This is a genomic window from Streptococcus caledonicus (assembly GCF_042656225.1).
In the GTDB taxonomy this organism is placed as follows: domain Bacteria; phylum Bacillota; class Bacilli; order Lactobacillales; family Streptococcaceae; genus Streptococcus; species Streptococcus caledonicus.
Map to the genome: position 1 here is coordinate 63,152 of NZ_JBHSOJ010000017.1, position 26,566 is coordinate 89,717.

A 26,566-nucleotide genomic window follows, 5' to 3' on the forward strand; every position below is an offset into this window, starting at 1 on the left:
TTCGATGCTACTAAGTCAATCTATCCTATTTAGGAAATAGTCTAAAAACTTATTCTAATAAAATACATAACCAGTTAATTATATTTTCAGAAAAAAATCTGAAAATCATCTTGACTTTTTTTGTGAATTCGTTTACAATTTATATGTAAGCGATTTCTTTAATTGAACATAAAAAATATTTTTGGAGGCATTTATGAAAGCAGTAGTAGTAAATCAAGCAAGTACAGGCGTTGAAGTTGTAGAACATGAACTTCCAAGAGTCGGTCATGGAGAAGCTCTGGTAAAAGTGGAGTACTGTGGTGTATGCCATACAGACCTTCATGTTGCTCATGGTGATTTTGGACAAGTACCTGGACGTATTCTTGGACATGAAGGTATTGGTATTGTTACAGAATTGGGTGAAGGAGTAACTTCACTTAAGGTTGGAGACCGTGTTTCAATTGCTTGGTTCTTTGAAGGTTGTGGTCATTGTGAGTACTGTACTACTGGACGTGAAACACTTTGCCGTTCTGTAAAAAATGCTGGTTACTCAGTAGATGGAGGTATGAGTGAGTATGCGGTTGTTACAGCTGACTATGCCGTAAAAGTGCCAGAAGGTCTGGATCCAGCACAAGCATCATCAATTACCTGTGCAGGTGTAACAACTTACAAAGCGATTAAGGAAGCAGGAGCTGCTCCGGGTCAGTGGATTGCCATTTATGGTGCAGGCGGTCTAGGCAATCTTGCTGTACAGTATGCTAAAAAGGTGTTCAATGCTCATGTTGTAGCAGTTGATATTAATGCTGATAAACTTGAACTTGCCAAAGAAGTAGGAGCTGACTTAACTGTTAACGGTAAAGAAGTAGATGATGTGGCTGCTTATATTCAAGAAAAAACAGGTGGTTGTCATGGTGTTGTTGTAACAGCTGTTTCTAAAGTAGCCTTTAACCAAGCTATTGATAGTGTTCGCGCAGGTGGAACTGTTGTAGCAGTTGGTCTTCCATCAGAATACATGGAATTGAGTATTGTTAAGACAGTTCTTGATGGTATTCGTGTTGTTGGATCACTTGTAGGTACTCGTAAAGATTTAGAAGAAGCTTTTGAATTTGGTGCGCAAGGTTTGGTTGTACCTGTTGTAGAAACGGTGCCAGTAGAAACGGCTCCAGATGTTTTCCAAGAAATGGAAGAAGGTAAGATTCAAGGGCGTAAAGTTTTAGATTTTACTAGATAATAGATTAATCTAACTAGAATTTGGGCAAAACGTCTAAAAAATAGTAAATGGTTTAGAGTAACGTCGTCAAAAAACGTTGATTCTAAACCATTTTATTTTGTCTAATTCTTAATAATGGAATATAGATAGAAAACAGATAAAGAATACTCGAACGAGATAGCTATATCTGTTTTTTTGATTTAAACTAACTAGTAGTTAAGATAATTTTATCCAAAAGGATAGTGTCACAGAAGAAAGGAAAAATCACGTGATAGTAAAAAATAAAAAAGAGTACTACAGTCTTCGCAAACTAAAGGGAGGCGTAGCTTCTGTCCTTGTCGGGGCTCTTCTTTTGACAGGAACAAGTGTCGCTATGGCAGAAGAGTTAAGTGGACTTGAAAGTTCAGAAAGTCAATGGCAACTTATTGATGGAGATGAGGATTGGGATGAGTCAGAGTACTCACAGCCACTAGGTGAAGGACATGTTCTTATTTTGGATGGGGAGGGTCGAGGGATTTATGACAGCTTTCCTCCTGGAAGTCCGGAATCAGACTGGCCAGGTGTTCTAACATCTAAAGTTGAATTGCCAGAATTTCCTAAAGAGTCAGAGGGAAAGGAGCAAAAAGAGTCGGAAAAGACCCCTGAGTCTACACCTGCTCCTAAGGCAAGTCTAGCTCCCGAGACTAGTCCGGTGCCAACACCCAAAATACCCGAAGAGCAACCGAAATCACAAGAGATTATTTCTCCTGCTCCTCCGAAGTTGGAACTTGGAGAGGAGGCGGTCACTGTGACGCCGCCAGAAGGGGATGTAACGGCTGTAAACGTTTCAGCTGTTGTTATACCAGAGGAGGGTGAGGACCCTACCTATATCTCAATTGATGCTGACAAAGTAGATAAAAAATGGAACCTTAGAGGAAGTGGTGTACCGATTAAGGTTGATTCAACTTCAGGTCAATGGATTATTCCGCTTGACCGTCTTGGAAAAGGAACGCAAGTCACTGCTAAATCAAAGAGTAAAGATGGCGAATCGGAGGAACAGGTTTTACAATTGCCAGGGGAAACTCCGGAGTCCATCCCCGCTCCTGAGGTTACTCCAGCTCCAGAGCTAGAAAAGGCTCCTATGCCAGACTCTACACTATCACCAGCGCCTATGCCTAAGTCATCAGAAAAGACCCCTGAGTCCACACCTACCCCTAAGACTACTCCGTTGCCAGAGTCTGAGAAAATTCCGTTTGCACCCAAACTAACAGAAGAGGAACTGGTGGCGAAGCTTCTAAAAGATACTTACACTATTTTCTTATATACGGATAAAGAGTGGATTAACTATCCCTTCTATGGTTCACAAAAAGAATTGGAAGAAAAATTAAAGGAAACGATAGAGGCTTACAAATCTGGACACTACCCTTATGTGGAAAGATTCCAAACAGATAAGCGTGTGCTTCTTCATTTCTACAAAGAAAAATATCTGTTGAGAGTTATTTCAGGTGAAGAAGGAAGTCGTCAACAGGTAGAGACTCCTTTCTACGATAAGAAAAAACTAGAAGATCGTGTCAAAGAATTGGAAGATAGCGCAACAGATTTCGATATTCTTAGGCAAGAAGATAAGGATCAAGAGTCAGATGTTAAACGTGTTACCTTGACCTTTACGCGAAAAGTTGAGAAGAAGATAGATCCTGAACTGCATGAGGAAAAACCATTCTTCCCAGAAACAGAAGCGCCTAAAGCAACTCCGGATTCGTCTACACATAAGCCAAGAGGATTAGATTTGGGAAGCTCTAAACAGGGTCTTTCAGAAGAAAAACTGATAATGGGCTTTTTAGACAGTGCTTATGCTATTTTCCTACGTACCGATAAAGAGCAGATTGGCTATCCTTTCTATGGTTCACCAGAAAAATTGGAAGAAAAGATAAAGGAAACGATTGAGGCTTACAAATCTGGACACTACCCTTATGTGGAAAGATTCCAAACAGATAAGCGTGTGCTTCTTCATTTCTACAAAGAAAAATATCTGTTGAGAGTTATTTCAGGTGAAGAAGGAAATCGTCAACAGGTAGAGACTCCTTTCTACGATAAGAAAAAACTGGAAGATCGTGTCAAAGAATTGGAAGATGGTGCAGAAGGCTATGACGTGTTCAAACAAGAGGATGAGGATAAAGATAAGAAGTCATATATCAAGCGCGTCACCTTGACCTTTACGCGAAAAGTTGAGAAGATAGAGCCTGAACTGCATGAGGAAAAACCATTCTTCCCAGAAACAGAGGTACCACAGAATCCTGCAACCCCAGAGAAATCGGAAGAGCCACAAAAATCAGAATCGCAAAAGAGTCCAGAGGTTCCAAGTAAGTCCGAAACTCAAAAGAGTCCAGAGGTTCCAAGTAAGTCTGAAACTCAAAAGAGTCCAGAGGCTCCAAGTAAGTCCGAAACTCAAAAGAGTCCAGAGGCTCCAAGTAAGTCCGAAACTCAAAAGAGTCCAGAGGCTCCAAGTAAGTCCGAAACTCAAAAGAGTCCAGAAGTTCCAAGTAAGTCTGAAACTCAAAAGAGTTCAGAGTTATCACAGAATCCTGAAAATCTACAGAAACCGAAAGTACCAATGACATCAGCTATTTCTAATGCAACAACTATGGCTCAACCTCAACAGGTCAAGCAGTTACCGGCTACAGGTGACTTGCCGTCAGCATTAACTTGGCTAGGAGGCAGTCTTTTAGGCTTGTTAGGTGCTATCTATCAAAAGAAAAAAGATTAAAAGAGCTCTTTGTAAACGGCTTATTCCTTCTTATTTCTTCCTTTTGGGATAAAATTTAGGTATAGAACTAGCTCTTATAACCTTTTAGAACAGTACACGGTATATTGACAGTAGTCATAGAATGGGCGTAGATGCAAATCTGTTACCTTAAAAGATATAAAAGGAATAGGAATGAATGCTTTAACAGCGCTTTGAGGTTTCTCCTGCTCTTACACGAAGCAACTGAGCTAATGTCTGACTTCTTAGCTATATCCGACGAACATTTCTCAAAAATTTCAGCAAACCCATTGCCAAGACATCTAAATGATCATAAACTATTAAAAATTGCGAATAACTTTAATGATGTCTTGTGAGACATGGAAGTTAATCTAAAAAAGAAGTCTTGTTTTGTTAATAAGTCATGGTTTTTGATGAGACTTTCACTGAGAGTGGGGCAGAAGTCATGATGTCGAAGTCTTGACTTTCCCTCTCTCTCTGGTCTCTAAGCTCAGGCTGAGACTGTCCACTGGACACTTTCACTCCCACATCCGCACAGCTCTAAAGGTCTGGGAAACCTTTGGAGGTTGGAAATAAATAAGATGAACGACATTCATCACATTCGTATAGGATGGCTGCTAACGATTGTGTGGTACTAAAATAGTCCAGTGGACTATTTTAGGTGGACACTTGAAAGGGAGAGAAGTGTCAACCTACAGACCGCCTATCAACACTGCGTTAATCTGTTATTGCTATCAAACATACTAAGATTAGTAGTGAGGAAATCTCCGACGGGAGAAAGTCCTCACTACTTTTTCATTATGTTAAAGTAGTGGTGTCTTGTTAAGTCGTACTCTTTTTAGGCGCTAGACGTCGCATATCAAAAAAAGAAGGTTGAGATATTTTATCCCAAACTCTTTTCTTATAGAGTAGGTTCCAATTTAATAAAGGCAGACAAAGAGCTAGCATTAAAGGAGGAATACTATGTTGGGGTTAAAACTCGATAAAAACAATCAACGTGCGCTTGCCTCTGCCATTGTGGCGTCTGGAACAGATGATTTAAATGTTATGTTCTTATCATTTTCGATGTCTAGTATCATTGCAGATTTGGCAATTTCAGGGACTCAGGCAGGTTGGATTGCTACCATCACTAATTTGGGAATGTTATCGGCTTCTTTGTAAATGGGATGTTTGCAGGCTACGGTGCTATGATTACTCGCCTTTACCACCACATTCGCTCAACAGCCAACAATATTATCTCAAATGTCAGTCGATCAATCGGAGGCTTTTCCTCGGTGATTATTGGAATACTCTTAGATGTAGATGTGTCAGGTCCTTCGACAGTGACGCTTTTCCCGGCCAGTCTTTACCTGGTTAGTTTGGTGGCTATGTTCTTCATTACCAGCCTCAAAACGCATCAATACAAAACATTGGGAGCTGACTCATTCTTGAGTTAGAAAACCCAATTGAAAAAGATATTTGCTTCAATTTTCTGGTAATTATGGTAAAATAGACAAAACATTATCAACAAATGAGGATATCCAATGACCCTAGTTTATCAATCAACTCGCGATGAGAATAATAAAGTAACTGCTAGCCAAGCAATTTTGCAAGGTTTAGCCACAGATGGTGGTTTATTTACACCTGTTGCTTTGCCAGAACTCACTCTTGATTTTGAACAATTAAAAGATGCATCTTATCAAGAGGTTGCAAAGCTAGTTCTTTCGACTTTCTTGGATGATTTTAGTGAAGAAGAGCTTGACTACTGTATCGCCTCAGCCTACGATGAAAAATTTGACACAGTAGTTATTGCCCCTGTTGTCAAGTTGGGTAATCAGTACAATCTGGAACTTTTCCATGGGTCAACCATTGCCTTTAAAGACATGGCCCTATCAATCTTACCTTACTTGCTAACAACATCAGCAAAAAAACAAGGTGTTGACAACAAAATCGTCATTTTAACAGCGACTTCAGGAGATACTGGTAAAGCTGCTATGGCAGGTTTCTCTGATGTTCCGGGAACAGATATTATTGTCTTTTATCCAAAAGACGGCGTATCAAAAATCCAAGAATTACAGATGACTACACAGACAGGTGCCAATACGCATGTGGTTGCTATTGATGGAAACTTTGATGATGCTCAGACAGATGTGAAGCGCATGTTTAATGATGCAGATTTGCGTGAAAAATTGCTAGCGCATAACGCTCAATTCTCATCAGCGAACTCAATGAACATTGGTCGCTTGGTGCCGCAAGTCGTTTACTATGTTTATGCCTATGCTCAGCTGGTTAAAGCGGGCCACATCACCAACGGTGAAAAGATTAACATCACGGTGCCAACTGGTAACTTTGGGAATATTTTGGCGGCTTATTATGCACGTGAAATTGGGGTACCGGTAGGGAAACTCATCTGTGCGTCAAATGAGAATAAGGTCTTAACAGACTTCTTTACAACGGGGACTTACGACAAAAAACGTGACTTTAAAGTGACGACGAGTCCGTCAATGGACATCTTAGTATCGTCAAACTTAGAGCGTCTCATTTTCCATTTGGTGGGCAATAGCGCAGCGAAAACCAAGGCTTTGATGGAAAACTTAGCGACTGCAGGAGAATATACCTTGTCTGATGTTGACCAGTCTATTCTTGACCTTTTTGAAGCAGGGTATGCAACGGAGGAAGAAACTGCTCTTGAGATTAAACGTGTGTACGAAGAAAGTAAGTACATTGAAGATCCTCATACAGCTGTCGCCTCTGCGGTTTACCAAAGGTATGTTGCTAGAACAAATGACCTCACGCCAACAATCATTGCTTCAACGGCCAGCCCTTATAAATTCCCACGTGTGGCTATCGAGGCTGTGACAGGAGAAGATTCAGGTGATGACTTCACAGCGGTTCAAAAATTACATGACCTATCTAAAGTTGCTATTCCTTCAGCAGTAAATGGTCTGGAAACAGCTGAAGTTCGTCACACAACTGTTGTTGCGATAAGTGATATGCAACAAGCTGTGGAAACCTATCTAGGATTGGAATAGTCTTGTGATTTTAAACACTGAGAGTTGCTTTCTCAGTGTTTTTTTCTATATAATAAAAGCATGTTCAAGTATTCAAAAAAAATCCTCTCCATTGCTCTACCAGCGATGGCAGAAAATCTCTTGCAGACCCTTATGGGAGTTGTTGATAGTTATTTAATAGCTCAGCTTGGTCTTATTGCTATCTCCGGAGTATCGGTAGCTACTAATTTACTAGCGGTTTACCAAGCTCTCTTTATTGCTTTAGGAACAGCTATTTCAAGTCAGATTGCCCGTAATCGAAGAGATTCTAAAAAACTACTTTTCTATCAAAGGCAGGCAGTTATATTGACAGTTTTGCTTAGCAGTTTTCTAAGTATCTTAGCCATATTTGGAAGTCATTTTATCTGGCCGTTATTAGGTGTCAAGGGAGAGGTTCTTTTAGCTGCGAATCGGTATTTTGCTATTGTTGGGGGTGGGGCAATTAGTTTAGGTTTGCTGACTAGTCTTGGAGCTATCCTACGTTCTCAAGGAAGTCCCAGAATACCGATGTATGTTAGTTTGACAACGAATATTTTAAATGCTCTTTTATCAGCTTTATCGGTATTTGTTTGGGATTTTGGGATTACTGGTGTTGCGGTAGCGACGGTTTTATCGCGTTTTATAGGGATTATAATTCTTGCTAAACAGCTTCCAACTCTCTGGTCTGCTCAGCCTTGGTCTTGGGAAATCAATAGAGAATTATTGAGCCTGAGCTTACCAGCGGCAGGGGAGCGCTTGATGATGAGGGCAGGAGATATTGTCGTTCTTTCGATGATTATCCCCTTAGGAACGACAGTAGTATCTGGAAATGCAATTGGAGAAACTCTTACTCAGTTTAACTATCTACCAGGTGTTTCGATTGCGACAGCAGTAGTTATTCTAATAGGAATATTATCTGATGCAGATAGAAAACGGTTGATAAGGACGGCCTATGCCCTATCCTTGATTTTTATGCTTCTTATAAGTGGTTTGGTTTTGGCCTTTGGCCCAATTCTTATTTCATTTTTTACGGAAAATAGCAGAGCTTCAGAAACAAGCGAGCTAGTATTGTTGGCGTCGTTTTTAGGAACAGTAGCTACTGCGGGGACTTTAGTTTATACAGCGGTCTGGCAGGGGGTAGGAAATGCCAAACTCCCTTTCCACGCGACAACTATAGGAATGTGGTGTGTCAGAGTTCTATGTACTTATCTAAGTGTTACTGTTTTAAAGATGGGATTTGTGGGTGTATGGATAGCAACGATTTTGGACAATCTCTTTAGATGGCTAGTATTAAGTTATATCTATAGAAGACAGGGATATCAAAACTAACACTCGAAAAATTGATTAAAACGATGAGTTCAGTTTAATACATTTGAACAAATCACACGAAAATTTTCGAAGATAATTCTGACTTTTTAAGAGAAGTGAGAGCAAGGTTAAAAAATAAGCCAAAAAAATAAAAAATCGCATTAAATCTCTTGCAACAGCAGGAGATTTTTGTTAAACTATTATGGTGCTGTAAATAAACAGCTATAGCTTTGACGCAAGAGGTTGCGACACGCACGGTTGCATTGCCACGCAACGCGAGTCGGTTTTTCTTGAAGAGCTAGCCTATTATCTTAAATAGACGAAAAAAGGAGAAAAAGATGGCAAACAAAAAAATCCGCATCCGCTTGAAAGCGTACGAACACCGTACACTTGACACAGCAGCTGCAAAAATCGTAGAATCTGCAACTCGCACAGGTGCAACAGTTGCTGGACCAGTTCCACTTCCAACTGAACGTAGCCTTTACACAATCATTCGTGCGACACACAAGTACAAAGATTCTCGCGAACAATTTGAAATGCGTACACACAAACGTCTTATCGACATCATCAACCCAACTCAAAAAACAGTTGATGCTTTGATGAAACTTGATTTGCCAAGTGGTGTTAACGTAGAAATCAAACTTTAATTGATTTCGGAGCATAAAAAACGCTCCTAAAAAACTTTTTTGAGCATAAAAAACGCTCATTAAAAACTTTTTGAAAAACAAAATTAAGAAAAGGAAATATTTTCTCATGACAAAAGGAATCTTAGGGAAAAAAGTGGGAATGACTCAAATCTTCACTGAATCTGGTGAATTTATCCCTGTTACTGTCATCGAAGCAACTCCAAACGTTGTTCTTCAAGTGAAAACTGTTGAAACAGATGGTTACACTGCAACTCAAGTTGGTTTTGATGACAAACGCGAAGTATTGAGTAACAAACCTGCCAAAGGCCATGTCGCAAAAGCGAACACTGCTCCTAAGCGCTTCATCCGTGAATTCAAAAACATTGAAGGCTTAGAAGTGGGAGCAGAACTTACTGTTGAACAATTTGAAGCTGGTGATGTTGTTGATGTAACTGGAACTTCAAAGGGTAAAGGTTTCCAAGGTGTTATCAAACGTCATGGTCAATCACGTGGTCCTATGGCTCACGGTTCTCGTTACCACCGTCGTCCAGGTTCAATGGGACCTGTTGCACCTAACCGTGTATTCAAAGGTAAAAACCTTGCAGGACGTATGGGTGGAAATCGTGTAACAGTTCAAAACCTTGAAATTGTTCAAGTTATCCCAGAGAAAAACGTTATCCTTATCAAAGGTAACGTACCAGGTGCTAAGAAATCTCTTATCACTATCAAATCAGCAGTTAAAGCTGCTAAATAATAAGGAAAGGGGAAATCAGTTAACATGGCAAACGTAAAACTATTTGACCAAACTGGTAAAGAAGTTAGCTCAGTTGAATTAAACGACGCTATCTTCGGTATCGAACCAAACGAATCAGTTGTCTTTGATGTAGTCATCAGCCAACGTGCTAGCCTTCGCCAAGGTACTCACGCGGTTAAAAACCGTTCAGCAGTATCAGGTGGTGGTCGCAAACCATGGCGCCAAAAAGGAACTGGACGTGCTCGTCAAGGTTCTATCCGCTCACCACAATGGCGTGGTGGTGGTGTTGTCTTCGGACCAACTCCACGTTCATACGGCTACAAACTTCCACAAAAAGTTCGTCGCCTGGCTTTGAAATCAGTTTACTCAGCAAAAGTTGCTGAAGATAAATTTGTAGCTGTTGACGCTCTTTCATTTGCAGCACCAAAAACTGCTGAATTTGCAAAAGTTCTTGCAGCTCTTAGCATCGATACAAAAGTACTTGTTCTTATTGAAGAAGGAAACGAATTTGCAGCACTTTCTGCACGTAACCTTCCAAACGTAACTGTTGCAACTGCAACAACTGCAAGTGTTCTTGATATCGTAAACGCAGACAAACTTCTTGTTACTAAAGAAGCAATCTCTACAATCGAGGAGGTTCTTGCATAATGAATTTGTACGACGTAATCAAAAAACCTGTAATTACTGAGAAGACAATGATTGCTCTTGAAGCAGGTAAATATACTTTTGAGGTTGACACACGTGCGCACAAACTCCTTATCAAACAAGCTGTAGAAGCTGCGTTTGAAGGTGTTAAAGTTGCAAGTGTGAACACAGTAACATCAAAACCAAAACAAAAACGTGTTGGTCGTTACGTAGGTTACACTTCAAAAACTAAAAAAGCTATCATTACTCTTACAGCTGATTCTAAAGCAATCGAGTTGTTTGCAACTGAAGCTGAATAAGACAAAGGAGAAATAACGTGGGTATTAAAGTTTATAAACCAACGACAAATGGCCGTCGTAACATGACTTCTTTGGATTTCGAAGAGCTTACAACAAGCACACCTGAGAAATCATTGCTTGTTTCTTTGAAGAAAAAGGCTGGTCGTAACAACAACGGTCGCATCACTGTTCGTCACCATGGTGGCGGTCACAAACGTCACTACCGTTTGATCGACTTCAAACGTAACAAAGATGGCGTTGAAGCAGTTGTTAAAACTATTGAGTACGATCCAAACCGTACAGCTAACATCGCTCTTGTACACTACACTGACGGTGTTAAAGCATACATCATCGCTCCAAAAGGTCTTGAAGTTGGTCAACGTATCGTTTCAGGTCCAGAAGCTGATATCAAAGTTGGTAACGCTCTTCCACTTGCTAACATCCCAGTTGGTACAGTGGTGCACAACATTGAGTTGAAACCAGGACGTGGTGGTGAACTTGTTCGTGCTGCTGGTGCTTCTGCACAAGTACTTGGTCAGGAAGGTAAATATGTCCTTGTTCGTCTTCAATCAGGCGAAGTTCGTATGATTCTTGGTACTTGCCGTGCTACTGTTGGTACAGTTGGTAACGAACAACAATCACTTGTTAATATTGGTAAAGCAGGACGTAGCCGTTGGAAAGGTATCCGCCCAACAGTCCGCGGTTCTGTAATGAACCCTAACGATCACCCACACGGTGGTGGTGAAGGTAAAGCACCAGTTGGACGTAAAGCGCCATCTACTCCTTGGGGTAAACCTGCGCTTGGTCTTAAAACTCGTAACAAGAAAGCGAAATCTGACAAACTTATCGTTCGTCGTCGTAATCAAAAATAATCAACTAGCAAGTTGATTCATCCGCCAGCTCGGTAGCCAGCTTTTGCTGGCAGGCCGTTGTGGTACATACTTTAAAGGAGAAAACTACAAAATGGGACGTAGTCTTAAAAAAGGACCTTTCGTCGATGAGCATTTGATGAAAAAAGTTGAAGCTCAAGCAAACGACGAAAAGAAAAAAGTAATCAAAACTTGGTCACGTCGTTCAACGATTTTCCCAAGTTTCATCGGTTATACAATCGCTGTTTACGATGGACGTAAACACGTGCCTGTATATATTCAAGAAGACATGGTAGGTCACAAACTTGGTGAATTTGCACCGACTCGTACTTACAAAGGTCACGCTGCAGACGACAAGAAAACACGTCGTAAATAATCTAGGAGGAACACATGATGGCAGAAATTACTTCAGCTAAAGCAATGGCTCGTACAGTGCGTGTTTCACCTCGTAAAACACGTCTTGTTCTTGATCTTATCCGTGGTAAGAAAGTTGCTGACGCAATCGCAATCTTGAAATTCATGCCAAACAAAGCTGCTACTGAAGTTGAGAAAGTTCTTAACTCAGCAATCGCTAATGCGGAAAACAACTTTGGTTTGGAAAAAGCAAACTTGGTAGTATCTGAGACATTCGCAAACGAAGGACCAACAATGAAACGTTTCCGTCCACGTGCGAAAGGTTCAGCTTCACCAATCAACAAACGCACAACTCACATCACAGTAGTTGTGTCAGAAAAATAAGGAGGTAAAATCGTGGGTCAAAAAGTACATCCAATTGGTATGCGTGTCGGAATCATCCGTGACTGGGATGCGAAATGGTATGCTGAAAAAGAATACGCGGATTACCTTCATGAAGATCTTGCAATCCGCAAATTTATTAACAAAGAGTTGGCTGATGCTTCAGTTTCTACAATTGAAATTGAACGTGCAGTAAACAAAGTTATCGTGTCACTTCACACTGCTAAACCAGGTATGGTTATTGGTAAAGGTGGTTCAAATGTTGACACACTTCGCGCACAACTCAATAAATTGACTGGTAAACAAGTACACATCAACATCATTGAAATCAAACAACCTGATCTTGATGCACACCTTGTAGGTGAGTCAATTGCTAAACAATTGGAAGCTCGTGTGGCTTTCCGTCGTGCTCAAAAACAAGCTATCCAACGTACAATGCGTGCAGGTGCTAAAGGTATTAAAACTCAAGTATCTGGTCGTTTGAACGGCGCTGATATTGCTCGTGCTGAAGGTTACTCAGAAGGAACTGTTCCACTTCACACACTTCGTGCAGATATCGACTATGCTTGGGAAGAAGCAGACACTACATACGGTAAACTTGGAGTTAAAGTATGGATCTACCGTGGTGAAGTTCTTCCAGCTCGTAAAAACACTAAAGGAGGTAAATAACAAATGTTAGTACCTAAACGTGTAAAACACCGTCGTGAATTCCGTGGAAAAATGCGCGGTGAAGCTAAAGGTGGAAAACAAGTTGACTTCGGTGAATACGGTCTTCAAGCTACTACAAGCTCATGGATCACTAACCGCCAAATCGAAGCTGCCCGTATCGCTATGACGCGTTACATGAAACGTGGTGGTAAAGTTTGGATCAAAATCTTCCCACACAAATCATACACCGCTAAAGCTATCGGGGTACGTATGGGTTCTGGTAAAGGGGCACCTGAAGGCTGGGTGGCACCAGTTAAACGTGGTAAAGTAATGTTTGAAGTTGCAGGCGTTTCTGAAGAAATTGCACGCGAAGCTTTCCGTCTTGCTGGCCACAAATTACCAGTTAAAGTTAAATTCGTAAAACGCGACGCAGAATAAGGAGAAGACATGAAACTTGAAGAAATCAAAAAGTTTGTTGAAGAGCTTCGTGGCTTGTCTCAAGAAGAGCTTGCGAAAAAAGAAAACGAACTTAAAAAAGAACTCTTTGAACTTCGTTTCCAAGCAGCTGCAGGTCAACTTGATCAAACAGCTCGTTTGAATGAAGTGAAAAAACAAATTGCACGTGTTAAAACTGTGCAATCTGAAATCAAATAATAGATTGGGAAAGGAGAAATTCAAATATGGAACGTAATCAACGTAAAACTCTTGTTGGACGCGTAGTATCTGACAAGATGGAAAAAACAATCACTGTTGTAGTTGAGACAAAACGTAACCACCCAGTCTATGGTAAACGTATCAACTATTCTAAAAAATATAAAGCTCATGATGAAAACAACGTTGCTAAAGAAGGCGATATCGTTCGTATCATGGAAACTCGTCCACTTTCAGCTACAAAACGTTTCCGTCTTGTAGAAGTTGTAGAAGAAGCTGTTATTATCTAATCACACTAAAAGGAGAATATTGGAATGATTCAACAAGAAACTCGCTTGAAAGTTGCTGATAATAGCGGTGCCCGTGAAATCCTTACTATCAAAGTACTTGGTGGTTCAGGACGTAAATTCGCTAACATCGGTGACATCATCGTTGCTTCTGTAAAACAAGCTACTCCTGGGGGAGCAGTTAAAAAAGGTGACGTGGTTAAAGCAGTTATCGTTCGTACAAAAACAGGTGCTCGCCGTCCAGATGGCTCATACATCAAATTTGACGACAACGCTGCTGTAATCATCCGTGAAGATAAAAACCCTCGCGGAACTCGTATCTTTGGCCCTGTTGCACGTGAATTGCGTGACGGTGGTTTCATGAAGATTGTATCACTTGCACCAGAAGTTCTTTAATTAACTCAAACAATTAGTCCCCTGCATCATTTGCAGGGTGCCCTAAGGGGCGTAAGAAATATATAGGAGAAACTCTCAATGTTTGTAAAAAAAGGCGACAAAGTTCGCGTTATTGCTGGTAAGGACAAAGGCACTGAAGCTGTTGTTCTTAAGGCACTTCCAAAAGTTAACAAAGTTATCGTAGAAGGTGTTGCTATCGTTAAGAAACACCAAAAACCAAACAGCGAAAACCCTCAGGGTGCTATCGTTGAAAAAGAAGCAGCTATCCACGTGTCAAACGTACAAGTTCTTGACAAAAATGGTGTATCTGGTCGTGTTGGTTACAAATTTGTTGACGGCAAAAAAGTTCGTTACAACAAAAAATCAGGCGAAGTGCTTGATTAATCACGAAGGAAAGGAGAAGTATAATGGCAAATCGCTTAAAAGAAAAATATCTTAAAGAAGTTGTTCCTGCGTTGACAGAACAATTCAACTACACATCAGTTATGGCTGTGCCAAAAGTTGAGAAAATCGTTCTTAACATGGGTGTTGGTGAAGCTGTATCAAACGCTAAGACTTTGGAAAAAGCAGCTGCTGAATTGGCACTTATCTCAGGTCAAAAACCACTTATCACTAAAGCTAAGAAATCAATCGCCGGCTTCCGTCTTCGTGAGGGTGTTGCGATCGGTGCAAAAGTTACCCTTCGTGGTGAACGTATGTACGAATTCTTGGATAAATTAGTTACTGTTTCACTTCCACGTGTGCGTGACTTCCACGGTGTTCCAACAAAATCATTTGACGGACGCGGGAACTACACACTTGGTGTTAAAGAGCAATTGATTTTCCCTGAAATCAACTTTGATGATGTTGATAAAGTACGTGGTCTTGATATCGTTATCGTTACAACTGCTAACACAGACGAAGAAGGACGCGCACTTCTTAAAGGCCTTGGAATGCCTTTTGCAAAATAATATAGGAGGTAAATCTAATGGCTAAAAAATCTATGATTGCTAAAAACAAACGTCCAGCGAAGTTCTCTACGCAAGCTTACACACGTTGCGAAAAATGCGGACGTCCACACTCAGTTTACCGCAAATTTAAACTTTGCCGTGTTTGCTTCCGTGAATTAGCATACAAAGGTCAAATCCCAGGTGTTACTAAAGCATCTTGGTAAAAACATGATACGAGTGCGTTAAAAGTTCACAGTTAAAATAGAAGACAGACGTAGAAGTCTTTTGACTTCAAGAAAGTCTATCTATTTCACTAGGATTTTAGCCGTGCTCAAATAATATGATACTAAGGGCGTAACGGACTAAGTGAAAATAGGAAATCTGACGAAGAACATTTGTGCTCTAAGAAGATTTACACCCGTTAAAAGGGTAGAACCTCTTTTTTACACAGGCCGTAGCCCGAGTTTAAATCAAATAATGCGAATGTATACATACGCATACACGCCTTCGGGCATCATTAACTGGTAAGTGAAGTAATCATACTGCCAGTAAGAGGAGAAATTTAAAATGGTTATGACTGACCCTATTGCAGACTTTTTGACACGTATTCGTAATGCTAACCAAGCACGTCACGAAGTACTTGAAGTACCTGCGTCAAACATCAAAAAAGGTATCGCTGAAATCCTTAAACGTGAAGGTTTTGTAAAAAACGTTGAAATCATCGAAGATGATAAACAAGGGATTATTCGTGTATTCTTGAAATATGGACAAAACGGTGAACGTGTTATCACTAACTTGAAACGTGTTTCAAAACCAGGTCTTCGTGTTTATACTAAACGTGAGGATCTTCCAAAAGTTCTTAATGGACTTGGAATTGCAATCATCTCAACATCAGAAGGTCTTTTGACAGATAAAGAAGCTCGTCAAAAGAACGTTGGTGGAGAAGTTATTGCTTACGTTTGGTAAATAATGATACAAAGCCCGTCAAGAACAAAGCAAATTTAGGAACTCTTTGAAGTTTGCTTGCAAACAAAAAGAGTTGTCTAATTTGCATGGTTCTTAAGGCGTGTTCAAATCAGTTTTTATGCTTTGAACGGTATTTTATTTATCATCGCCCCGTGAAAACTAGTCGCTAGTCGGCTTGATAATTTAACAGGAGAAAATAAAAACATGTCACGTATTGGTAATAAAGTTATCAACTTGCCAGCTGGTGTTGAAATCAAAAATGACAACGGTTTGGTAACTGTAAAAGGACCTAAAGGTGAATTAACTCGTGAATTCAACACAAACATTGAGATCCGTGTTGAAGGAACAGAAGTAACTCTTCACCGTCCAAATGACTCAAAAGAAATGAAAACAATCCACGGTACTTCACGTGCAAACTTGAACAACATGGTTGTTGGTGTTTCTGAAGGGTTCAAAAAAGAACTTGAAATGCGCGGGGTTGGTTACCGTGCTCAACTTCAAGGTACAAAACTTGTACTTTCTGTTGGTAAATCTCACCAAGATGAAGTGGAAGCTCCAGAAGGAATTACTTTCACACTAGCAAATCCAACCTCAATCACTGTTGAAGGTATCAACAAAGAAGTTGTTGGACAAACTGCTGCTTACATCCGTAGTCTTCGTGCACCAGAACCATATAAAGGTAAAGGTATCCGCTACGTTGGTGAATTTGTACGCCGTAAAGAAGGTAAAACTGGTAAATAATAGATTATGGCAAGCGCAGCAAGAAGTTCTCTCTTGTTGGCAGTCATACTCTAAAATTTTACTAGTGTCTTAATAGACAAAGAAAATTTTAAGAGGTGAAAATTGTGATTTCGAAACCAGATAAAAACAAACTCCGCCAAAAACGTCACCGTCGAGTACGCGGAAAACTCTCTGGAACTGCAGAACGCCCACGTTTGAACATTTTCCGTTCTAATACAGGCATCTACGCTCAAGTAATTGATGACGTAGCGGGTGTAACGCTCGCAAGTGCATCAACTCTTGACAAAGAAGTTTCTAAGGGAACTAAAACTGAACAAGCCGTTGTTGTCGGTAAACTCGTTGCTGAACGTGCTGCTGCTAAAGGCATCACTGAAGTCGTGTTCGACCGCGGTGGCTATCTCTATCACGGACGTGTGAAAGCTTTGGCTGACTCAGCTCGTGAAAACGGATTGAAATTCTAATAGGGAGGACACTTAATAATGGCATTTAAAGATAATGCAGTAGAACTTGAAGAGCGTTTGGTTGGTATCAACCGCGTATCGAAAACTGTAAAAGGTGGACGTCGTCTTCGTTTCGCTGCTCTTGTAGTTGTTGGTGACCGTAACGGCCGTGTTGGATTTGGTACTGGTAAAGCTCAAGAAGTTCCAGAAGCAATCCGTAAAGCTGTTGAGGACGCTAAGAAAAACCTTATCGAAGTACCGATGGTTGGTACAACAATTCCTCACGAAGTTCGTTCAGAATTTGGTGGAGCTAAAGTATTGTTGAAACCTGCTGTAGAAGGTGCTGGGGTTGCCGCTGGTGGTGCAGTTCGTGCCGTTGTTGAATTGGCTGGTATCTCTGATATCACGTCTAAATCACTTGGTTCAAACACACCAATCAATATCGTTCGCGCAACTGTTGAAGGTTTGAAACAATTGAAACGTGCTGAAGATGTTGCAGCTCTTCGTGGCGTATCAGTTTCTGACTTGGCATAAGAAAGGAGATTAACATGGCTCAAATTAAAATTACTTTGACTAAGTCTCCAATCGGACGCATTCCTGCACAACGTAAAACAGTTGTTGCCCTTGGACTTGGTAAATTAAATTCTTCAGTTATTAAAGAAGACAACGCAGCTATTCGTGGAATGGTTAACGCGATTTCTCACTTGGTAACTGTAGAAGAAGTTTAAAAACTTTTGAAGTCGTAGAATTTTCTGCGACTTTAACTTGAATATATGCATAGGCGAGTTTCATTAGAGCGTCCTTTTTCACTCTGGTGGAGCGTTAGCATTATGCCCATAAAAAGGAGAAAAATAAATGAAACTTCATGAATTAAAACCTGCAGAAGGTTCACGTAAAGTTCGCAACCGTGTTGGTCGTGGTACATCATCTGGTAATGGTAAAACTTCAGGCCGTGGTCAAAAAGGTCAAAAAGCTCGTTCAGGTGGCGGTGTACGTCTTGGATTTGAAGGTGGACAAACACCATTGTTCCGTCGTCTTCCAAAACGTGGTTTCACTAACATCAACGCTAAAGAATACGCATTGGTTAACCTTGACCAATTGAACATCTTTGAAGATGGTGCAGAAGTAACTCCAGTTGTTCTTAAAGAAGCTGGTATTGTTCGCGCTGAAAAATCAGGTGTTAAAATCCTTGGTAATGGCGAATTGACTAAAAAATTGACTGTTAAAGCAGCTAAATTCTCAAAATCTGCTGAAGCAGCAATCACTGCAAAAGGTGGTTCAGTCGAAGTCATCTAAGCGAGGTAACTCAGATGTTCTTTAAATTATTAAAAGATGCGCTGAAGGTGAAACACGTTAGAAGAAAAATCTTATTTACGATTTTTATTATTTTCGTATTTCGTCTAGGGACTCATATTACAGTCCCTGGTGTAAATGTAAAGAGTCTGGAGCAATTAGGTGATCTGCCATTCTTGAACATGTTGAACCTTGTTTCAGGGAATGCGATGAATAATTTTTCAGTATTCTCTCTGGGTGTTAGCCCGTACATCACGGCATCAATCGTTGTTCAATTGCTACAAATGGATATTTTGCCAAAGTTTGTAGAATGGGGTAAACAAGGTGAGGTTGGACGTCGTAAGTTAAATCAAGCGACGCGCTATATCTCGCTCTTCTTAGCCTTTTTCCAATCAATTGGTATCACCTATGGATTTAATGCCCTATCAAGCGTAGCGCTTGTTCCGACACCAAATCCACAAACCTACATCCTAATTGGTGCAATCTTAACAACTGGTAGTGTAGTTGTAACATGGCTTGGGGAGCAAATCACAGATAAAGGTTTTGGTAATGGCGTTTCAATGATTATCTTTTCCGGTATCGTCTCTGCTTTACCAAATACATTTTCAAGTATTTATGAAGATTACTTTGTCAACGTTCGTTCGAGCGATTTACAAAGTTCATACCTCTTTATTGTAGGCTTTATTGTTGCAGCGCTCATCATTATCTTCTTCACGACCTTTGTTCAACAAGCGGAGTACAAGATTCCAATCCAGTATACTAAACTTACAAAAGGAGCTTCAACGAGCTCATACCTACCGTTAAAAATTAACCCTGCAGGAGTTATTCCTGTTATCTTTGCAAGTTCGATTACAGCACTTCCAAGTACTATAATTCCTTTTGTCCAAAGTCAAGGGTGGAATTTGCCTTGGTTATCATCTGTACAGTCAGCATTTGACTATCGAACATCTGTTGGGATGGTAGTTTATGCAATTTTGATTGTTGTGTTCTCATTCTTTTATACTTTTGTTCAGGTTAATCCAGAAAAAACAGCTGAAAATCTACAAAAGAATGCTTCTTATATTCCAAAAGTTCGCCCAGGTCGAGAGACTGAGCAATACCTCACTCGCTTGCTTAAAAAATTGGCAACTTTAGGAGCTATCTTCTTAGCCTTTGTTGCCTTGAGTCCAATCTTGGCCCAACAATTGTATGGCTTATCAGCGGGTGTGGCTCTAGGAGGAACAAGTCTTCTTATCCTAATTTCAACAGCTATCGAAGGAATGAAACAGCTAGAGGGTTACTTACTTAAGAGAAAGTATTCTGGTTTTATGAACATTGAAGATTAAACGCTTTGCAAACAAAATTGAGGATAGGGATTTCCCTATTCTTCTATTTTGTTTTTAGATAAGTTTGTCAAACCTGGCAAATTTATGTGAAAACAAAATAAAGTTGTCCAAATTTAATATATAAAAACTAAATTTATTAATGAGAATCATTCTAAGAGTTGAGTTTAATAACAATGAGGACAACATCTTTAAGAAACTTTATATCATATAAATAAAAGGAGAAACTCATGAATCTTTTGATTATGGGCTTACCAGGTGCCGGTAAAGGTACTCAGGCAGCTAAAATTGTTGAGCGCTTTGGTGTGGCGCATATTTCTACTGGAGATATGTTCCGTGCAGCAATGGCCAACCAAACTGAAATGGGCAAACTTGCCAAGTCATATATTGACAAAGGTGAGTTGGTTCCAGATGAAGTGACTAATGGCATTGTTAAGGAACGTCTTGCACAAGACGATATCGCAGAAAAGGGCTTCTTACTTGATGGCTATCCACGTACTATTGAACAAGCATATGCTTTGGACAAAGCGTTAGCAGATCTTGACATCACACTTGACGGTGTTATTAATATTGAAGTTGATCCGGACAGTCTCTTGGAACGTCTTAGCGGGCGTATTATCCATAAAGTCACAGGTGAAACTTTCCATAAAGTTTTCAATCCACCAGCTGGTGATTACAACGAAGAAGACTATTATCAACGTGAAGATGATAAGCCTGAAACAGTAAAACGTCGTCTAGATGTTAACATTGCTCAAGGAGAACCAATTCTTGCTCACTATCGTGCGAAAAAACTTGTTCATGATATTCAAGGTAATCAAGCAATTGATTCTGTTTTTGCCGATGTAGAGAAAGTGATTTCATCTCTAAAATAATGGATAATGTCACTTGCATACTGATTAAACTCATGATATAATAGCTTAGTCTGACTTATAATTGTTACCTCTGTGCTCAGAGGACATCAAATCGAAATTTAGGGGGTGCTTTTGCGTGGCAAAAGAAGACGTGATTGAAATTGAAGGTAAGGTGGTTGAAACCATGCCTAATGCAATGTTTACGGTTGAACTCGAGAATGGACATCAAGTTCTTGCTACTGTATCAGGTAAAATTCGCAAAAATTACATTCGAATTTTGGTCGGTGACCGTGTTACAGTTGAGCTCAGTCCATATGATTTAACACGTGGACGCATCACATACCGCTTTAAATAATTCGAAATAATTGGAGGGATTAGAACATGAAGGTAAGACCATCGGTTAAACCAATTTGCGAATACTGCAAAGTTATTCGTCGTAACGGTCGTGTTATGGTTATTTGTCCAACAAATCCAAAACACAAACAACGTCAAGGATAAGATAGAAAGGAGAAAACATGGCTCGTATTGCTGGAGTTGATATTCCAAATGACAAACGTGTAGTAATCTCATTGACTTATGTCTATGGTATCGGTCTTGCGACATCTAAGAAAATCTTAGCAGCTGCTGGAATTTCTGAAGATATCCGCGTTAAAGATTTGACATCTGATCAAGAGGATGCTATCCGTCGTGAAGTGGATTCAATCAAAGTTGAAGGTGACCTTCGTCGTGAAGTCAACCTTAACATCAAACGTTTGATGGAAATCGGTTCATACCGTGGTATCCGTCACCGTCGTGGTTTGCCAGTTCGTGGACAAAACACTAAAAACAATGCTCGCACTCGTAAAGGTAAAGCTGTTGCGATTGCTGGTAAGAAAAAATAATCAAAAATAAAATAGGAGGTAAAAATCTTGGCTAAACCAACACGTAAACGTCGTGTGAAAAAGAACATCGAATCTGGTGTTGCTCACATTCACGCTACATTTAATAACACTATTGTTATGATTACAGATGTGCATGGTAACGCTCTTGCTTGGTCATCAGCTGGTGCTCTTGGTTTCAAAGGTTCTCGTAAATCTACACCATTCGCTGCTCAAATGGCTGCTGAAGCTGCTGCTAAATCTGCACAAGAACACGGTCTTAAAACAGTTGAAGTTACTGTAAAAGGTCCAGGTTCAGGTCGTGAGTCTGCTATTCGTGCACTTGCTGCTGCTGGTCTTGAAGTAACTGCAATCCGCGATGTGACTCCTGTGCCACACAATGGTGCTCGTCCTCCAAAACGTCGTCGTGTGTAATCATAATAACTAAACTACACAAGATTCGTTTCGAGGGAGTAACTAAATGATTGAGTTTGAAAAACCAATAATAACAAAAATTGATGAAACAAAAGATTATGGCAAGTTTGTTATCGAACCACTAGAGCGTGGCTACGGTACAACTCTTGGTAACTCTTTACGTCGTGTACTCTTGTCATCTCTTCCAGGTGCAGCAGTAACATCCATCAAGATTGATGGTGTTCTCCACGAATTTGATACAATTAAAGGTGTCCGTGAAGATGTTATGCAAATCATCCTTAATATTAAAGGGCTTGCTGTAAAATCACACGTCGAAGACGAAAAAACTATTGAACTTGATGTTGTAGGTCCAGCTGAAGTAACAGCAGGTGACATATTAACGGACAGTGATATTGAAATTGTGAATCCTGACCACTATCTTTTCACCATTGCTGAAGGCGCAACCATGAAAGCAACTATGACAGTTGCAAAAAAACGTGGTTATGTTCCTGCTGAGCAAAACAAACGTGAAGATTTACCTGTTGGGACTCTGGCAGTAGATTCAATCTACACACCAGTTAAAAAGGTTAATTACCAGGTTGAACCAGCTCGTGTTGGTAGCAATGATGGCTTTGATAAATTAACCATTGAAATCATGACAAATGGCACAATCATACCTGAAGATGCCCTAGGTCTTTCAGCTCGTGTCTTGATTGAACACCTAAATCTCTTTACTGATTTGACAGAAGTGGCTAAAGCTACAGATGTAATGAAAGAAGTAGAAAAGGTTTCAGATGACAAAGTGCTTGACCGAACAATCGAAGAACTTGATTTGTCAGTGCGCTCTTATAACTGTTTGAAACGTGCAGGTATCAATACTGTACTTGATTTGACAGAGAAAACAGAGCCTGAAATGATGAAGGTCCGCAACCTTGGACGTAAGAGCCTTGAAGAAGTCAAGGTGAAATTACATGACCTTGGTCTTGGATTAAAAAACGATAAATAATAGAGGAGGAACACATGGCTTACCGTAAACTTGGACGCACTAGCTCACAACGTAAAGCAATGTTGCGCGATTTGACAACAGACCTTTTGATCAATGAATCAATCGTGACTACTGAAGCTCGTGCGAAAGAAATTCGTAAAACCGTTGAAAAAATGATTACTCTTGGTAAACGTGGTGATTTACACGCGCGTCGTCAAGCAGCAGCATTTGTTCGTAACGAAATTGCATCAGAAAACTATGATGAAGCAACTGATAAATACACATCAACAACTGCTCTTCAAAAACTTTTCTCAGAAATCGCACCTCGTTATGCAGAACGTAACGGTGGATACACACGTATCCTTAAAACTGAACCACGTCGTGGTGATGCAGCCCCAATGGCTATCATCGAATTAGTATAAAATCATCAATTTTGTTGAGTGTTATGATGATGGAAAGGAAACTTTCTTAGTCTAGCTCTGGTCTACCGCTAGGAATTTTCCTAGCGGGAACACTCATCATATGATGAAAAAAATAGCAAGTCAACGCTTGTTTACGAAGTGTTTCTAGTTTTAGAACCACTTCGTAAGCAGGCGTTTTTTGAGTTCTGTAATTTGGCTCTTTGTGACTCTTTGAGCTCTTTGTCAACTGTAGTGAGTGACTTATAGTTAAAGACGAGATTCGTCTTATCTTCTACCATTTGTCAAGCCTACCAAGGGTTTAAAGCAAAAATAATTTGAGAGCAGCAACTAACGATCAGTTATTGTCCTCTTTTTCTGTGCTAAGCAGCGATAAAAGTGTACACCAAAGGAACACCTTATCTAGCCTTTTTTAAAATAAGGTGTTAGAATAGTATGGCATAAACAACTTTATTGATTTTGGGTTGAAGTGTAATCGTAAAGTTTGTTATGCGTTATGAGGTAATACATTGTCCTTATGAGGCGATGTATAGAGGCAATCGTATGTGGCTTAGTTGAAGCTATTTGCGATTGTCTTTTTCGTTTCTCATAGAAGTCTGCGATGTGACAAGGATTAGTGTGGCTAGCTGAAGCGATGTTGTGAATACACTTGAAGAGAATCTTTCTGGCATAAGGATTCCCTCGTTTGGTGATGTGTTCCTTGGCAAGAAAGTTCCCAGACTCATAGTGTCTGAGATCAATCCCGATGAAAGCATTGATTTGATTGGCAGACTGAAACCGACGAATATCTCTCAATTCGCCAATGATAGAAGTCGCTGTTGTTTCTGCGATACCAGGGATAGACAGTAAGATATCGTATTCAGGTAAAGGCTGAGCTAGGGATACCATAATGTCTAAAACCACTTGTCTGCGTCCAGAAAGTCGAAGCAGTTCTTGCGCATAATAACGAACCTCTTCAATGACAGGAGAGGTTTTCTTGACAGCACGGTAGGACTGTTTAGCGAGTTCAGTAAACTTCTCAGCCAAATAATAAGTCACACGCTTGTCAGAGATACGTTCTGATGTCAAGTTTCGAATGACATGTGATAACTCATCACTACTCAACTCAAGCACCATTTCCTTACAAGGAAAAGCTGTGACTAAGTTCCAGTATTGTTCACCAGTTGGTGTTGACAAGAGGCTTTCCAACTCTGGGAAAGTGACTTGCAAGACCTTGTGGAGACGGTTCTTAGTTCGAACGATATCTTCTGTCAGGTTCTGATAGAATCGGCTTAAATCACGTAACTCTTGATAGACTTCCTCTTGGACGTAAGTTGGTTTACGATTCAGCACAAACTGAGACTGAGCCAATTTTTCAGCGTCAATTTTGTCAGTTTTACGGACACGTAAGCTGTTTAGTTGCTTTTTAGCTTCGAGAGGATTTAGCCGTGTATAAGCCTAGCCATTGTCCTCAAGAAAGGCTTGAAGGCGACGAGAATAGACGCCTGTTGCTTCGAAGACAATCTCAGGATTTTGGGCGGTTTTCAAGTCACCAAGTAGCCGATTGAATACGATAGAATCATTAGGCATAGTGTAGCCATGAACCTTATCACCATTGACTAAAATAGCTACTTCCGAACTTGCTTTATTCACCTCAATCCCAAATACAACTCGCATGGTATTACCTCTTTGTCTTGAATGATTCCGTGTTTTAGTGATTTCATTTTCAATACACGATGTCAAGCGTCCCACATACTTTGATAACATTCACCCTAAAACAGGTGTTTTGCCAGTTTGATATGCGACGTCTAGCGCCTAAAAAGAGTACGACTTAACAAGACACCTCTACTTTAACATAATGAAAAAGTAGTGAGGACTTTCTCCCGTCGGAGATTTCCTCACTACTAATCTTAGTATGTTTGTTGTGTTCAAAGCGATTAAGATAAGTTTCTTGAAATTGTCAAAGTTATTGTAACCAAAGGCATTGCGTTTGATATCTTTGATGAGTTTGTTAGTGGCCTCAAGTTTAGCGTTAGAATAAGGCAATTCAACGGTGTTAGTGATATAGTTTTTATAGCGAGTAAACGTGTTCAAAGCGGTTTTAAAGGTGCGATTAAGATGAGGTAACGTGTCTTGAATTAATCCCCCAAAACTGGTCAGTATTCTTCTCTTGTAGATGAAACAGGAGCAGTTGGTACAGGTCGTAGTAATCTTTAAGTTCAGGTACTAGAGTAAAGATTTTATTCAGACACTTCCTAGGAGTTAAGGTTTCTCAGTCCTCCTGAAGAGTTGGATAAGGCCAAAATTTGCATTGAAACAATTAATGAAAAAATTTTAGTGAGCTAAAGTCAAAAGTAAGTTCATTACCAAATAGTAGCCAGTTGGCGCTATTAATTACTAAAATAGAAAAAATTGATAGCAACTAATGACGAGTTTGATTCTAGTCAGTTCGAAGTTAAAAATACTGGGATGCAAAGATAAGTAACTACTGCGTCAAATTGTCGGGAATAGAAATGGAGGGCTAGTATACTTTTCCTAGTTCTGTTTTCGTTAATAATATTTTTAGAAAGAGAAACGGAACAGAAAAAATCAAATCGTAAAATTAATAAGAAGGCTGATATTAGGAATATTATCTGAAATATTCCATTAAACAAAAGTTAACTAATATCCTTTAAAAATCGGTATTTGTAGCAGTTCAGAACTAATGAAAGTGTTTTTGATAAGTATCATATCGTAGTCAATGATCAACAGTTTGGCTAAGTAATAAGGTAGCTAGAAAAACGATATAAATAGCTTGTATTGTGAAAGGTTCAGCTAAAGTCAGATGATGTTATCTTTGTAGTAATTTCTAAATGGCAAAATAGAAACTACAGGTGAGGCTGTAAAAGATTTCTTTGAAAATACTTCAACGTTGCATTTGCATAAGAACAGGTGTTATCTCAGTATTATAGCTAGGATAGCCCGACAGTTACTACTTGAACTTGCAAAATGAGGCTTTATCATTTCAAAAAAATTAGCAAAAAATCCCCAAAAAAGAAAAAAGTTAAAAAAAGGTATTGACAAGACGAGGATATATTTGGTAAGATATATGAGTTGTCTCGTGAGAGAGAAAGGCAGATATAGGAAAAAAACTAGAAAAAAGTAGTTGACACCGTTAGAAATATTTGCTAGAATAAAGGAGTTGTCTCTAAGGAGAAGTCCATTGAAAACTGAACAAGACGAAGCAAGTGCGGGTT

33 protein-coding genes and 4 pseudogenes are annotated in these 26,566 nt (G+C 39.8%); 35 read left to right on the forward strand and 2 right to left on the reverse strand.

Going from position 1 to position 26,566, the window contains the following annotated elements; translation table 11 throughout:
* The first annotated feature begins 193 nt into the window (after positions 1 to 193).
* The 35 genes and pseudogenes from adhP (at position 194) to rplQ (ending at position 23,354) form a co-directional block, all read left to right on the forward strand.
* Positions 194 to 1,210, forward strand: coding sequence for an alcohol dehydrogenase AdhP (gene adhP, locus ACFPQ3_RS07995; RefSeq protein WP_156806168.1), 1,017 nt, complete (start codon positions 194 to 196; stop codon positions 1,208 to 1,210).
* A 247-nt stretch (positions 1,211 to 1,457) separates the two neighbouring features.
* Positions 1,458 to 3,932, forward strand: coding sequence for a YSIRK-type signal peptide-containing protein (locus tag ACFPQ3_RS08000; RefSeq protein ID WP_380433907.1), 2,475 nt, complete (start codon positions 1,458 to 1,460; stop codon positions 3,930 to 3,932).
* 960 nt (positions 3,933 to 4,892) lie between these two features.
* Positions 4,893 to 5,087 (forward strand): annotated as a pseudogene (locus ACFPQ3_RS08005) (MFS transporter); the annotation flags it as partial.
* Positions 5,066 to 5,365 (forward strand): annotated as a pseudogene (locus ACFPQ3_RS08010) (MFS transporter); the annotation flags it as partial. The pseudogenes ACFPQ3_RS08005 and ACFPQ3_RS08010, both read left to right, overlap by 22 nt.
* A gap of 87 nt (positions 5,366 to 5,452) precedes the next feature.
* Positions 5,453 to 6,940, forward strand: coding sequence for a threonine synthase (gene thrC, locus ACFPQ3_RS08015; RefSeq protein WP_156806166.1), 1,488 nt, complete (start codon positions 5,453 to 5,455; stop codon positions 6,938 to 6,940).
* A gap of 60 nt (positions 6,941 to 7,000) precedes the next feature.
* Positions 7,001 to 8,266 (forward strand): MATE family efflux transporter, encoded by a 1,266-nt coding sequence (locus tag ACFPQ3_RS08020; protein WP_156806165.1) that lies wholly within the window; start codon positions 7,001 to 7,003, stop codon positions 8,264 to 8,266.
* Between the two features lie 317 nt (positions 8,267 to 8,583).
* The gene (rpsJ, locus tag ACFPQ3_RS08025; protein ID WP_018368193.1) at positions 8,584 to 8,892 is read left to right on the forward strand and encodes a 30S ribosomal protein S10; all 309 of its coding nucleotides are present in this window, start codon (positions 8,584 to 8,586) and stop codon (positions 8,890 to 8,892) included.
* A gap of 106 nt (positions 8,893 to 8,998) precedes the next feature.
* Positions 8,999 to 9,625, forward strand: a complete 627-nt coding sequence (gene rplC, locus ACFPQ3_RS08030; RefSeq protein ID WP_156806164.1) for a 50S ribosomal protein L3 — start codon at positions 8,999 to 9,001, stop codon at positions 9,623 to 9,625.
* Between the two features lie 24 nt (positions 9,626 to 9,649).
* Complete coding sequence (gene rplD / locus ACFPQ3_RS08035) at positions 9,650 to 10,273, forward strand: 50S ribosomal protein L4 (RefSeq protein WP_156806163.1); 624 nt, start codon at positions 9,650 to 9,652, stop codon at positions 10,271 to 10,273.
* Positions 10,273 to 10,569 carry a 50S ribosomal protein L23 gene (locus ACFPQ3_RS08040; protein WP_156806162.1) on the forward strand — a complete coding sequence of 99 codons (297 nt, stop codon included), beginning with the start codon at positions 10,273 to 10,275 and terminating at the stop codon, positions 10,567 to 10,569. The genes rplD and ACFPQ3_RS08040 overlap by 1 nt, the downstream gene beginning before the upstream one ends.
* A 17-nt stretch (positions 10,570 to 10,586) precedes the next feature.
* Positions 10,587 to 11,420: a 50S ribosomal protein L2 gene (gene rplB / locus ACFPQ3_RS08045; protein WP_156806161.1), complete on the forward strand. Its 834-nt coding sequence runs from the start codon at positions 10,587 to 10,589 to the stop codon at positions 11,418 to 11,420.
* A 91-nt stretch (positions 11,421 to 11,511) separates the two neighbouring features.
* On the forward strand, positions 11,512 to 11,793 hold the full coding sequence (gene rpsS, locus ACFPQ3_RS08050; RefSeq protein WP_000533766.1) for a 30S ribosomal protein S19: 282 nt from the start codon (positions 11,512 to 11,514) through the stop codon (positions 11,791 to 11,793).
* Positions 11,794 to 11,810: 17 nt separating this feature from the next.
* Complete coding sequence (gene rplV, locus ACFPQ3_RS08055; protein ID WP_027974083.1) at positions 11,811 to 12,155, forward strand: 50S ribosomal protein L22; 345 nt, start codon at positions 11,811 to 11,813, stop codon at positions 12,153 to 12,155.
* Positions 12,156 to 12,167: 12 nt separating this feature from the next.
* Positions 12,168 to 12,821 carry a 30S ribosomal protein S3 gene (rpsC, locus tag ACFPQ3_RS08060; protein WP_156806160.1) on the forward strand — a complete coding sequence of 218 codons (654 nt, stop codon included), beginning with the start codon at positions 12,168 to 12,170 and terminating at the stop codon, positions 12,819 to 12,821.
* Between the two features lie 3 nt (positions 12,822 to 12,824).
* Positions 12,825 to 13,238: a 50S ribosomal protein L16 gene (gene rplP, locus ACFPQ3_RS08065; RefSeq protein ID WP_027974085.1), complete on the forward strand. Its 414-nt coding sequence runs from the start codon at positions 12,825 to 12,827 to the stop codon at positions 13,236 to 13,238.
* Between the two features lie 9 nt (positions 13,239 to 13,247).
* On the forward strand, positions 13,248 to 13,454 hold the full coding sequence (gene rpmC / locus ACFPQ3_RS08070; RefSeq protein WP_121836379.1) for a 50S ribosomal protein L29: 207 nt from the start codon (positions 13,248 to 13,250) through the stop codon (positions 13,452 to 13,454).
* A gap of 26 nt (positions 13,455 to 13,480) precedes the next feature.
* A complete protein-coding gene (rpsQ, locus tag ACFPQ3_RS08075; protein WP_156806159.1) occupies positions 13,481 to 13,741 on the forward strand; it encodes a 30S ribosomal protein S17 in 261 nt (86 codons plus the stop codon).
* Positions 13,742 to 13,765: 24 nt separating this feature from the next.
* The gene (rplN, locus tag ACFPQ3_RS08080) at positions 13,766 to 14,134 is read left to right on the forward strand and encodes a 50S ribosomal protein L14 (RefSeq protein WP_018164522.1); all 369 of its coding nucleotides are present in this window, start codon (positions 13,766 to 13,768) and stop codon (positions 14,132 to 14,134) included.
* Between the two features lie 78 nt (positions 14,135 to 14,212).
* Entirely contained in the window at positions 14,213 to 14,518 is a 306-nt protein-coding gene (rplX, locus tag ACFPQ3_RS08085; RefSeq protein WP_156806158.1) for a 50S ribosomal protein L24, read from the forward strand.
* Positions 14,519 to 14,541: 23 nt separating this feature from the next.
* On the forward strand, positions 14,542 to 15,084 hold the full coding sequence (rplE, locus tag ACFPQ3_RS08090; RefSeq protein ID WP_121836381.1) for a 50S ribosomal protein L5: 543 nt from the start codon (positions 14,542 to 14,544) through the stop codon (positions 15,082 to 15,084).
* Between the two features lie 17 nt (positions 15,085 to 15,101).
* Positions 15,102 to 15,287, forward strand: coding sequence for a type Z 30S ribosomal protein S14 (locus tag ACFPQ3_RS08095; RefSeq protein WP_001085697.1), 186 nt, complete (start codon positions 15,102 to 15,104; stop codon positions 15,285 to 15,287).
* Positions 15,288 to 15,630: 343 nt separating this feature from the next.
* A complete protein-coding gene (gene rpsH / locus ACFPQ3_RS08100) occupies positions 15,631 to 16,029 on the forward strand; it encodes a 30S ribosomal protein S8 (protein WP_156806157.1) in 399 nt (132 codons plus the stop codon).
* 204 nt (positions 16,030 to 16,233) lie between these two features.
* A complete protein-coding gene (gene rplF, locus ACFPQ3_RS08105) occupies positions 16,234 to 16,770 on the forward strand; it encodes a 50S ribosomal protein L6 (RefSeq protein ID WP_156806156.1) in 537 nt (178 codons plus the stop codon).
* Positions 16,771 to 16,874: 104 nt separating this feature from the next.
* Entirely contained in the window at positions 16,875 to 17,231 is a 357-nt protein-coding gene (gene rplR / locus ACFPQ3_RS08110; RefSeq protein WP_121836384.1) for a 50S ribosomal protein L18, read from the forward strand.
* Positions 17,232 to 17,249: 18 nt separating this feature from the next.
* Entirely contained in the window at positions 17,250 to 17,744 is a 495-nt protein-coding gene (gene rpsE, locus ACFPQ3_RS08115) for a 30S ribosomal protein S5 (protein ID WP_156806155.1), read from the forward strand.
* A 14-nt stretch (positions 17,745 to 17,758) separates the two neighbouring features.
* On the forward strand, positions 17,759 to 17,938 hold the full coding sequence (gene rpmD, locus ACFPQ3_RS08120; protein ID WP_156806154.1) for a 50S ribosomal protein L30: 180 nt from the start codon (positions 17,759 to 17,761) through the stop codon (positions 17,936 to 17,938).
* Between the two features lie 127 nt (positions 17,939 to 18,065).
* Positions 18,066 to 18,506, forward strand: coding sequence for a 50S ribosomal protein L15 (rplO, locus tag ACFPQ3_RS08125; RefSeq protein WP_156806153.1), 441 nt, complete (start codon positions 18,066 to 18,068; stop codon positions 18,504 to 18,506).
* A gap of 14 nt (positions 18,507 to 18,520) precedes the next feature.
* Positions 18,521 to 19,828, forward strand: coding sequence for a preprotein translocase subunit SecY (gene secY, locus ACFPQ3_RS08130; RefSeq protein ID WP_156806152.1), 1,308 nt, complete (start codon positions 18,521 to 18,523; stop codon positions 19,826 to 19,828).
* Between the two features lie 227 nt (positions 19,829 to 20,055).
* Positions 20,056 to 20,697, forward strand: coding sequence for an adenylate kinase (locus tag ACFPQ3_RS08135; protein WP_156806151.1), 642 nt, complete (start codon positions 20,056 to 20,058; stop codon positions 20,695 to 20,697).
* A gap of 115 nt (positions 20,698 to 20,812) precedes the next feature.
* Positions 20,813 to 21,031 (forward strand): translation initiation factor IF-1, encoded by a 219-nt coding sequence (infA, locus tag ACFPQ3_RS08140; RefSeq protein WP_027974096.1) that lies wholly within the window; start codon positions 20,813 to 20,815, stop codon positions 21,029 to 21,031.
* A 26-nt stretch (positions 21,032 to 21,057) separates the two neighbouring features.
* Positions 21,058 to 21,174 carry a 50S ribosomal protein L36 gene (rpmJ, locus tag ACFPQ3_RS08145; RefSeq protein ID WP_000868345.1) on the forward strand — a complete coding sequence of 39 codons (117 nt, stop codon included), beginning with the start codon at positions 21,058 to 21,060 and terminating at the stop codon, positions 21,172 to 21,174.
* Positions 21,175 to 21,191: 17 nt separating this feature from the next.
* Complete coding sequence (gene rpsM, locus ACFPQ3_RS08150; protein ID WP_027972207.1) at positions 21,192 to 21,557, forward strand: 30S ribosomal protein S13; 366 nt, start codon at positions 21,192 to 21,194, stop codon at positions 21,555 to 21,557.
* 27 nt (positions 21,558 to 21,584) lie between these two features.
* On the forward strand, positions 21,585 to 21,968 hold the full coding sequence (gene rpsK / locus ACFPQ3_RS08155) for a 30S ribosomal protein S11 (RefSeq protein ID WP_001118387.1): 384 nt from the start codon (positions 21,585 to 21,587) through the stop codon (positions 21,966 to 21,968).
* A gap of 46 nt (positions 21,969 to 22,014) precedes the next feature.
* A complete protein-coding gene (locus ACFPQ3_RS08160; RefSeq protein ID WP_156806150.1) occupies positions 22,015 to 22,953 on the forward strand; it encodes a DNA-directed RNA polymerase subunit alpha in 939 nt (312 codons plus the stop codon).
* Between the two features lie 14 nt (positions 22,954 to 22,967).
* Positions 22,968 to 23,354 carry a 50S ribosomal protein L17 gene (gene rplQ / locus ACFPQ3_RS08165; protein WP_000331493.1) on the forward strand — a complete coding sequence of 129 codons (387 nt, stop codon included), beginning with the start codon at positions 22,968 to 22,970 and terminating at the stop codon, positions 23,352 to 23,354.
* A gap of 447 nt (positions 23,355 to 23,801) precedes the next feature.
* Here rplQ and ACFPQ3_RS08170 read toward each other — a convergent pair.
* A pseudogene (locus ACFPQ3_RS08170) lies at positions 23,802 to 25,007 on the reverse strand (IS110 family RNA-guided transposase).
* A gap of 168 nt (positions 25,008 to 25,175) precedes the next feature.
* Positions 25,176 to 25,602, reverse strand: a pseudogene (locus tag ACFPQ3_RS08175) (transposase); the annotation flags it as partial.
* Between the last annotated feature and the right edge of the window lie 964 nt (positions 25,603 to 26,566).

Bases quoted from the DNA above. Each gene is read 5' to 3' on its own strand.
- rpsJ (WP_018368193.1), top strand. From the start codon at position 8,584: ATGGCAAACAAAAAAATCCGCATCCGCTTGAAAGCGTACGAACACCGT.
- rplN (WP_018164522.1), top strand. From the start codon at position 13,766: ATGATTCAACAAGAAACTCGCTTGAAAGTTGCTGATAATAGCGGTGCC.
- rpmC (WP_121836379.1), top strand. From the start codon at position 13,248: ATGAAACTTGAAGAAATCAAAAAGTTTGTTGAAGAGCTTCGTGGCTTG.
- rpmJ (WP_000868345.1), top strand. From the start codon at position 21,058: ATGAAGGTAAGACCATCGGTTAAACCAATTTGCGAATACTGCAAAGTT.
- rpsS (WP_000533766.1), top strand. From the start codon at position 11,512: ATGGGACGTAGTCTTAAAAAAGGACCTTTCGTCGATGAGCATTTGATG.
- ACFPQ3_RS08020 (WP_156806165.1), top strand. From the start codon at position 7,001: ATGTTCAAGTATTCAAAAAAAATCCTCTCCATTGCTCTACCAGCGATG.
- rplX (WP_156806158.1), top strand. From the start codon at position 14,213: ATGTTTGTAAAAAAAGGCGACAAAGTTCGCGTTATTGCTGGTAAGGAC.
- secY (WP_156806152.1), top strand. From the start codon at position 18,521: ATGTTCTTTAAATTATTAAAAGATGCGCTGAAGGTGAAACACGTTAGA.
- adhP (WP_156806168.1), top strand. From the start codon at position 194: ATGAAAGCAGTAGTAGTAAATCAAGCAAGTACAGGCGTTGAAGTTGTA.
- rplE (WP_121836381.1), top strand. From the start codon at position 14,542: ATGGCAAATCGCTTAAAAGAAAAATATCTTAAAGAAGTTGTTCCTGCG.
- rpmD (WP_156806154.1), top strand. From the start codon at position 17,759: ATGGCTCAAATTAAAATTACTTTGACTAAGTCTCCAATCGGACGCATT.
- rpsQ (WP_156806159.1), top strand. From the start codon at position 13,481: ATGGAACGTAATCAACGTAAAACTCTTGTTGGACGCGTAGTATCTGAC.
- rplD (WP_156806163.1), top strand. From the start codon at position 9,650: ATGGCAAACGTAAAACTATTTGACCAAACTGGTAAAGAAGTTAGCTCA.
- ACFPQ3_RS08095 (WP_001085697.1), top strand. From the start codon at position 15,102: ATGGCTAAAAAATCTATGATTGCTAAAAACAAACGTCCAGCGAAGTTC.
- rplP (WP_027974085.1), top strand. From the start codon at position 12,825: ATGTTAGTACCTAAACGTGTAAAACACCGTCGTGAATTCCGTGGAAAA.
- rplC (WP_156806164.1), top strand. From the start codon at position 8,999: ATGACAAAAGGAATCTTAGGGAAAAAAGTGGGAATGACTCAAATCTTC.
- rpsE (WP_156806155.1), top strand. From the start codon at position 17,250: ATGGCATTTAAAGATAATGCAGTAGAACTTGAAGAGCGTTTGGTTGGT.
- rplQ (WP_000331493.1), top strand. From the start codon at position 22,968: ATGGCTTACCGTAAACTTGGACGCACTAGCTCACAACGTAAAGCAATG.
- ACFPQ3_RS08135 (WP_156806151.1), top strand. From the start codon at position 20,056: ATGAATCTTTTGATTATGGGCTTACCAGGTGCCGGTAAAGGTACTCAG.
- rpsM (WP_027972207.1), top strand. From the start codon at position 21,192: ATGGCTCGTATTGCTGGAGTTGATATTCCAAATGACAAACGTGTAGTA.
- rplV (WP_027974083.1), top strand. From the start codon at position 11,811: ATGGCAGAAATTACTTCAGCTAAAGCAATGGCTCGTACAGTGCGTGTT.
- ACFPQ3_RS08040 (WP_156806162.1), top strand. From the start codon at position 10,273: ATGAATTTGTACGACGTAATCAAAAAACCTGTAATTACTGAGAAGACA.
- thrC (WP_156806166.1), top strand. From the start codon at position 5,453: ATGACCCTAGTTTATCAATCAACTCGCGATGAGAATAATAAAGTAACT.
- rpsH (WP_156806157.1), top strand. From the start codon at position 15,631: ATGGTTATGACTGACCCTATTGCAGACTTTTTGACACGTATTCGTAAT.
- ACFPQ3_RS08160 (WP_156806150.1), top strand. From the start codon at position 22,015: ATGATTGAGTTTGAAAAACCAATAATAACAAAAATTGATGAAACAAAA.
- rplO (WP_156806153.1), top strand. From the start codon at position 18,066: ATGAAACTTCATGAATTAAAACCTGCAGAAGGTTCACGTAAAGTTCGC.
- rplF (WP_156806156.1), top strand. From the start codon at position 16,234: ATGTCACGTATTGGTAATAAAGTTATCAACTTGCCAGCTGGTGTTGAA.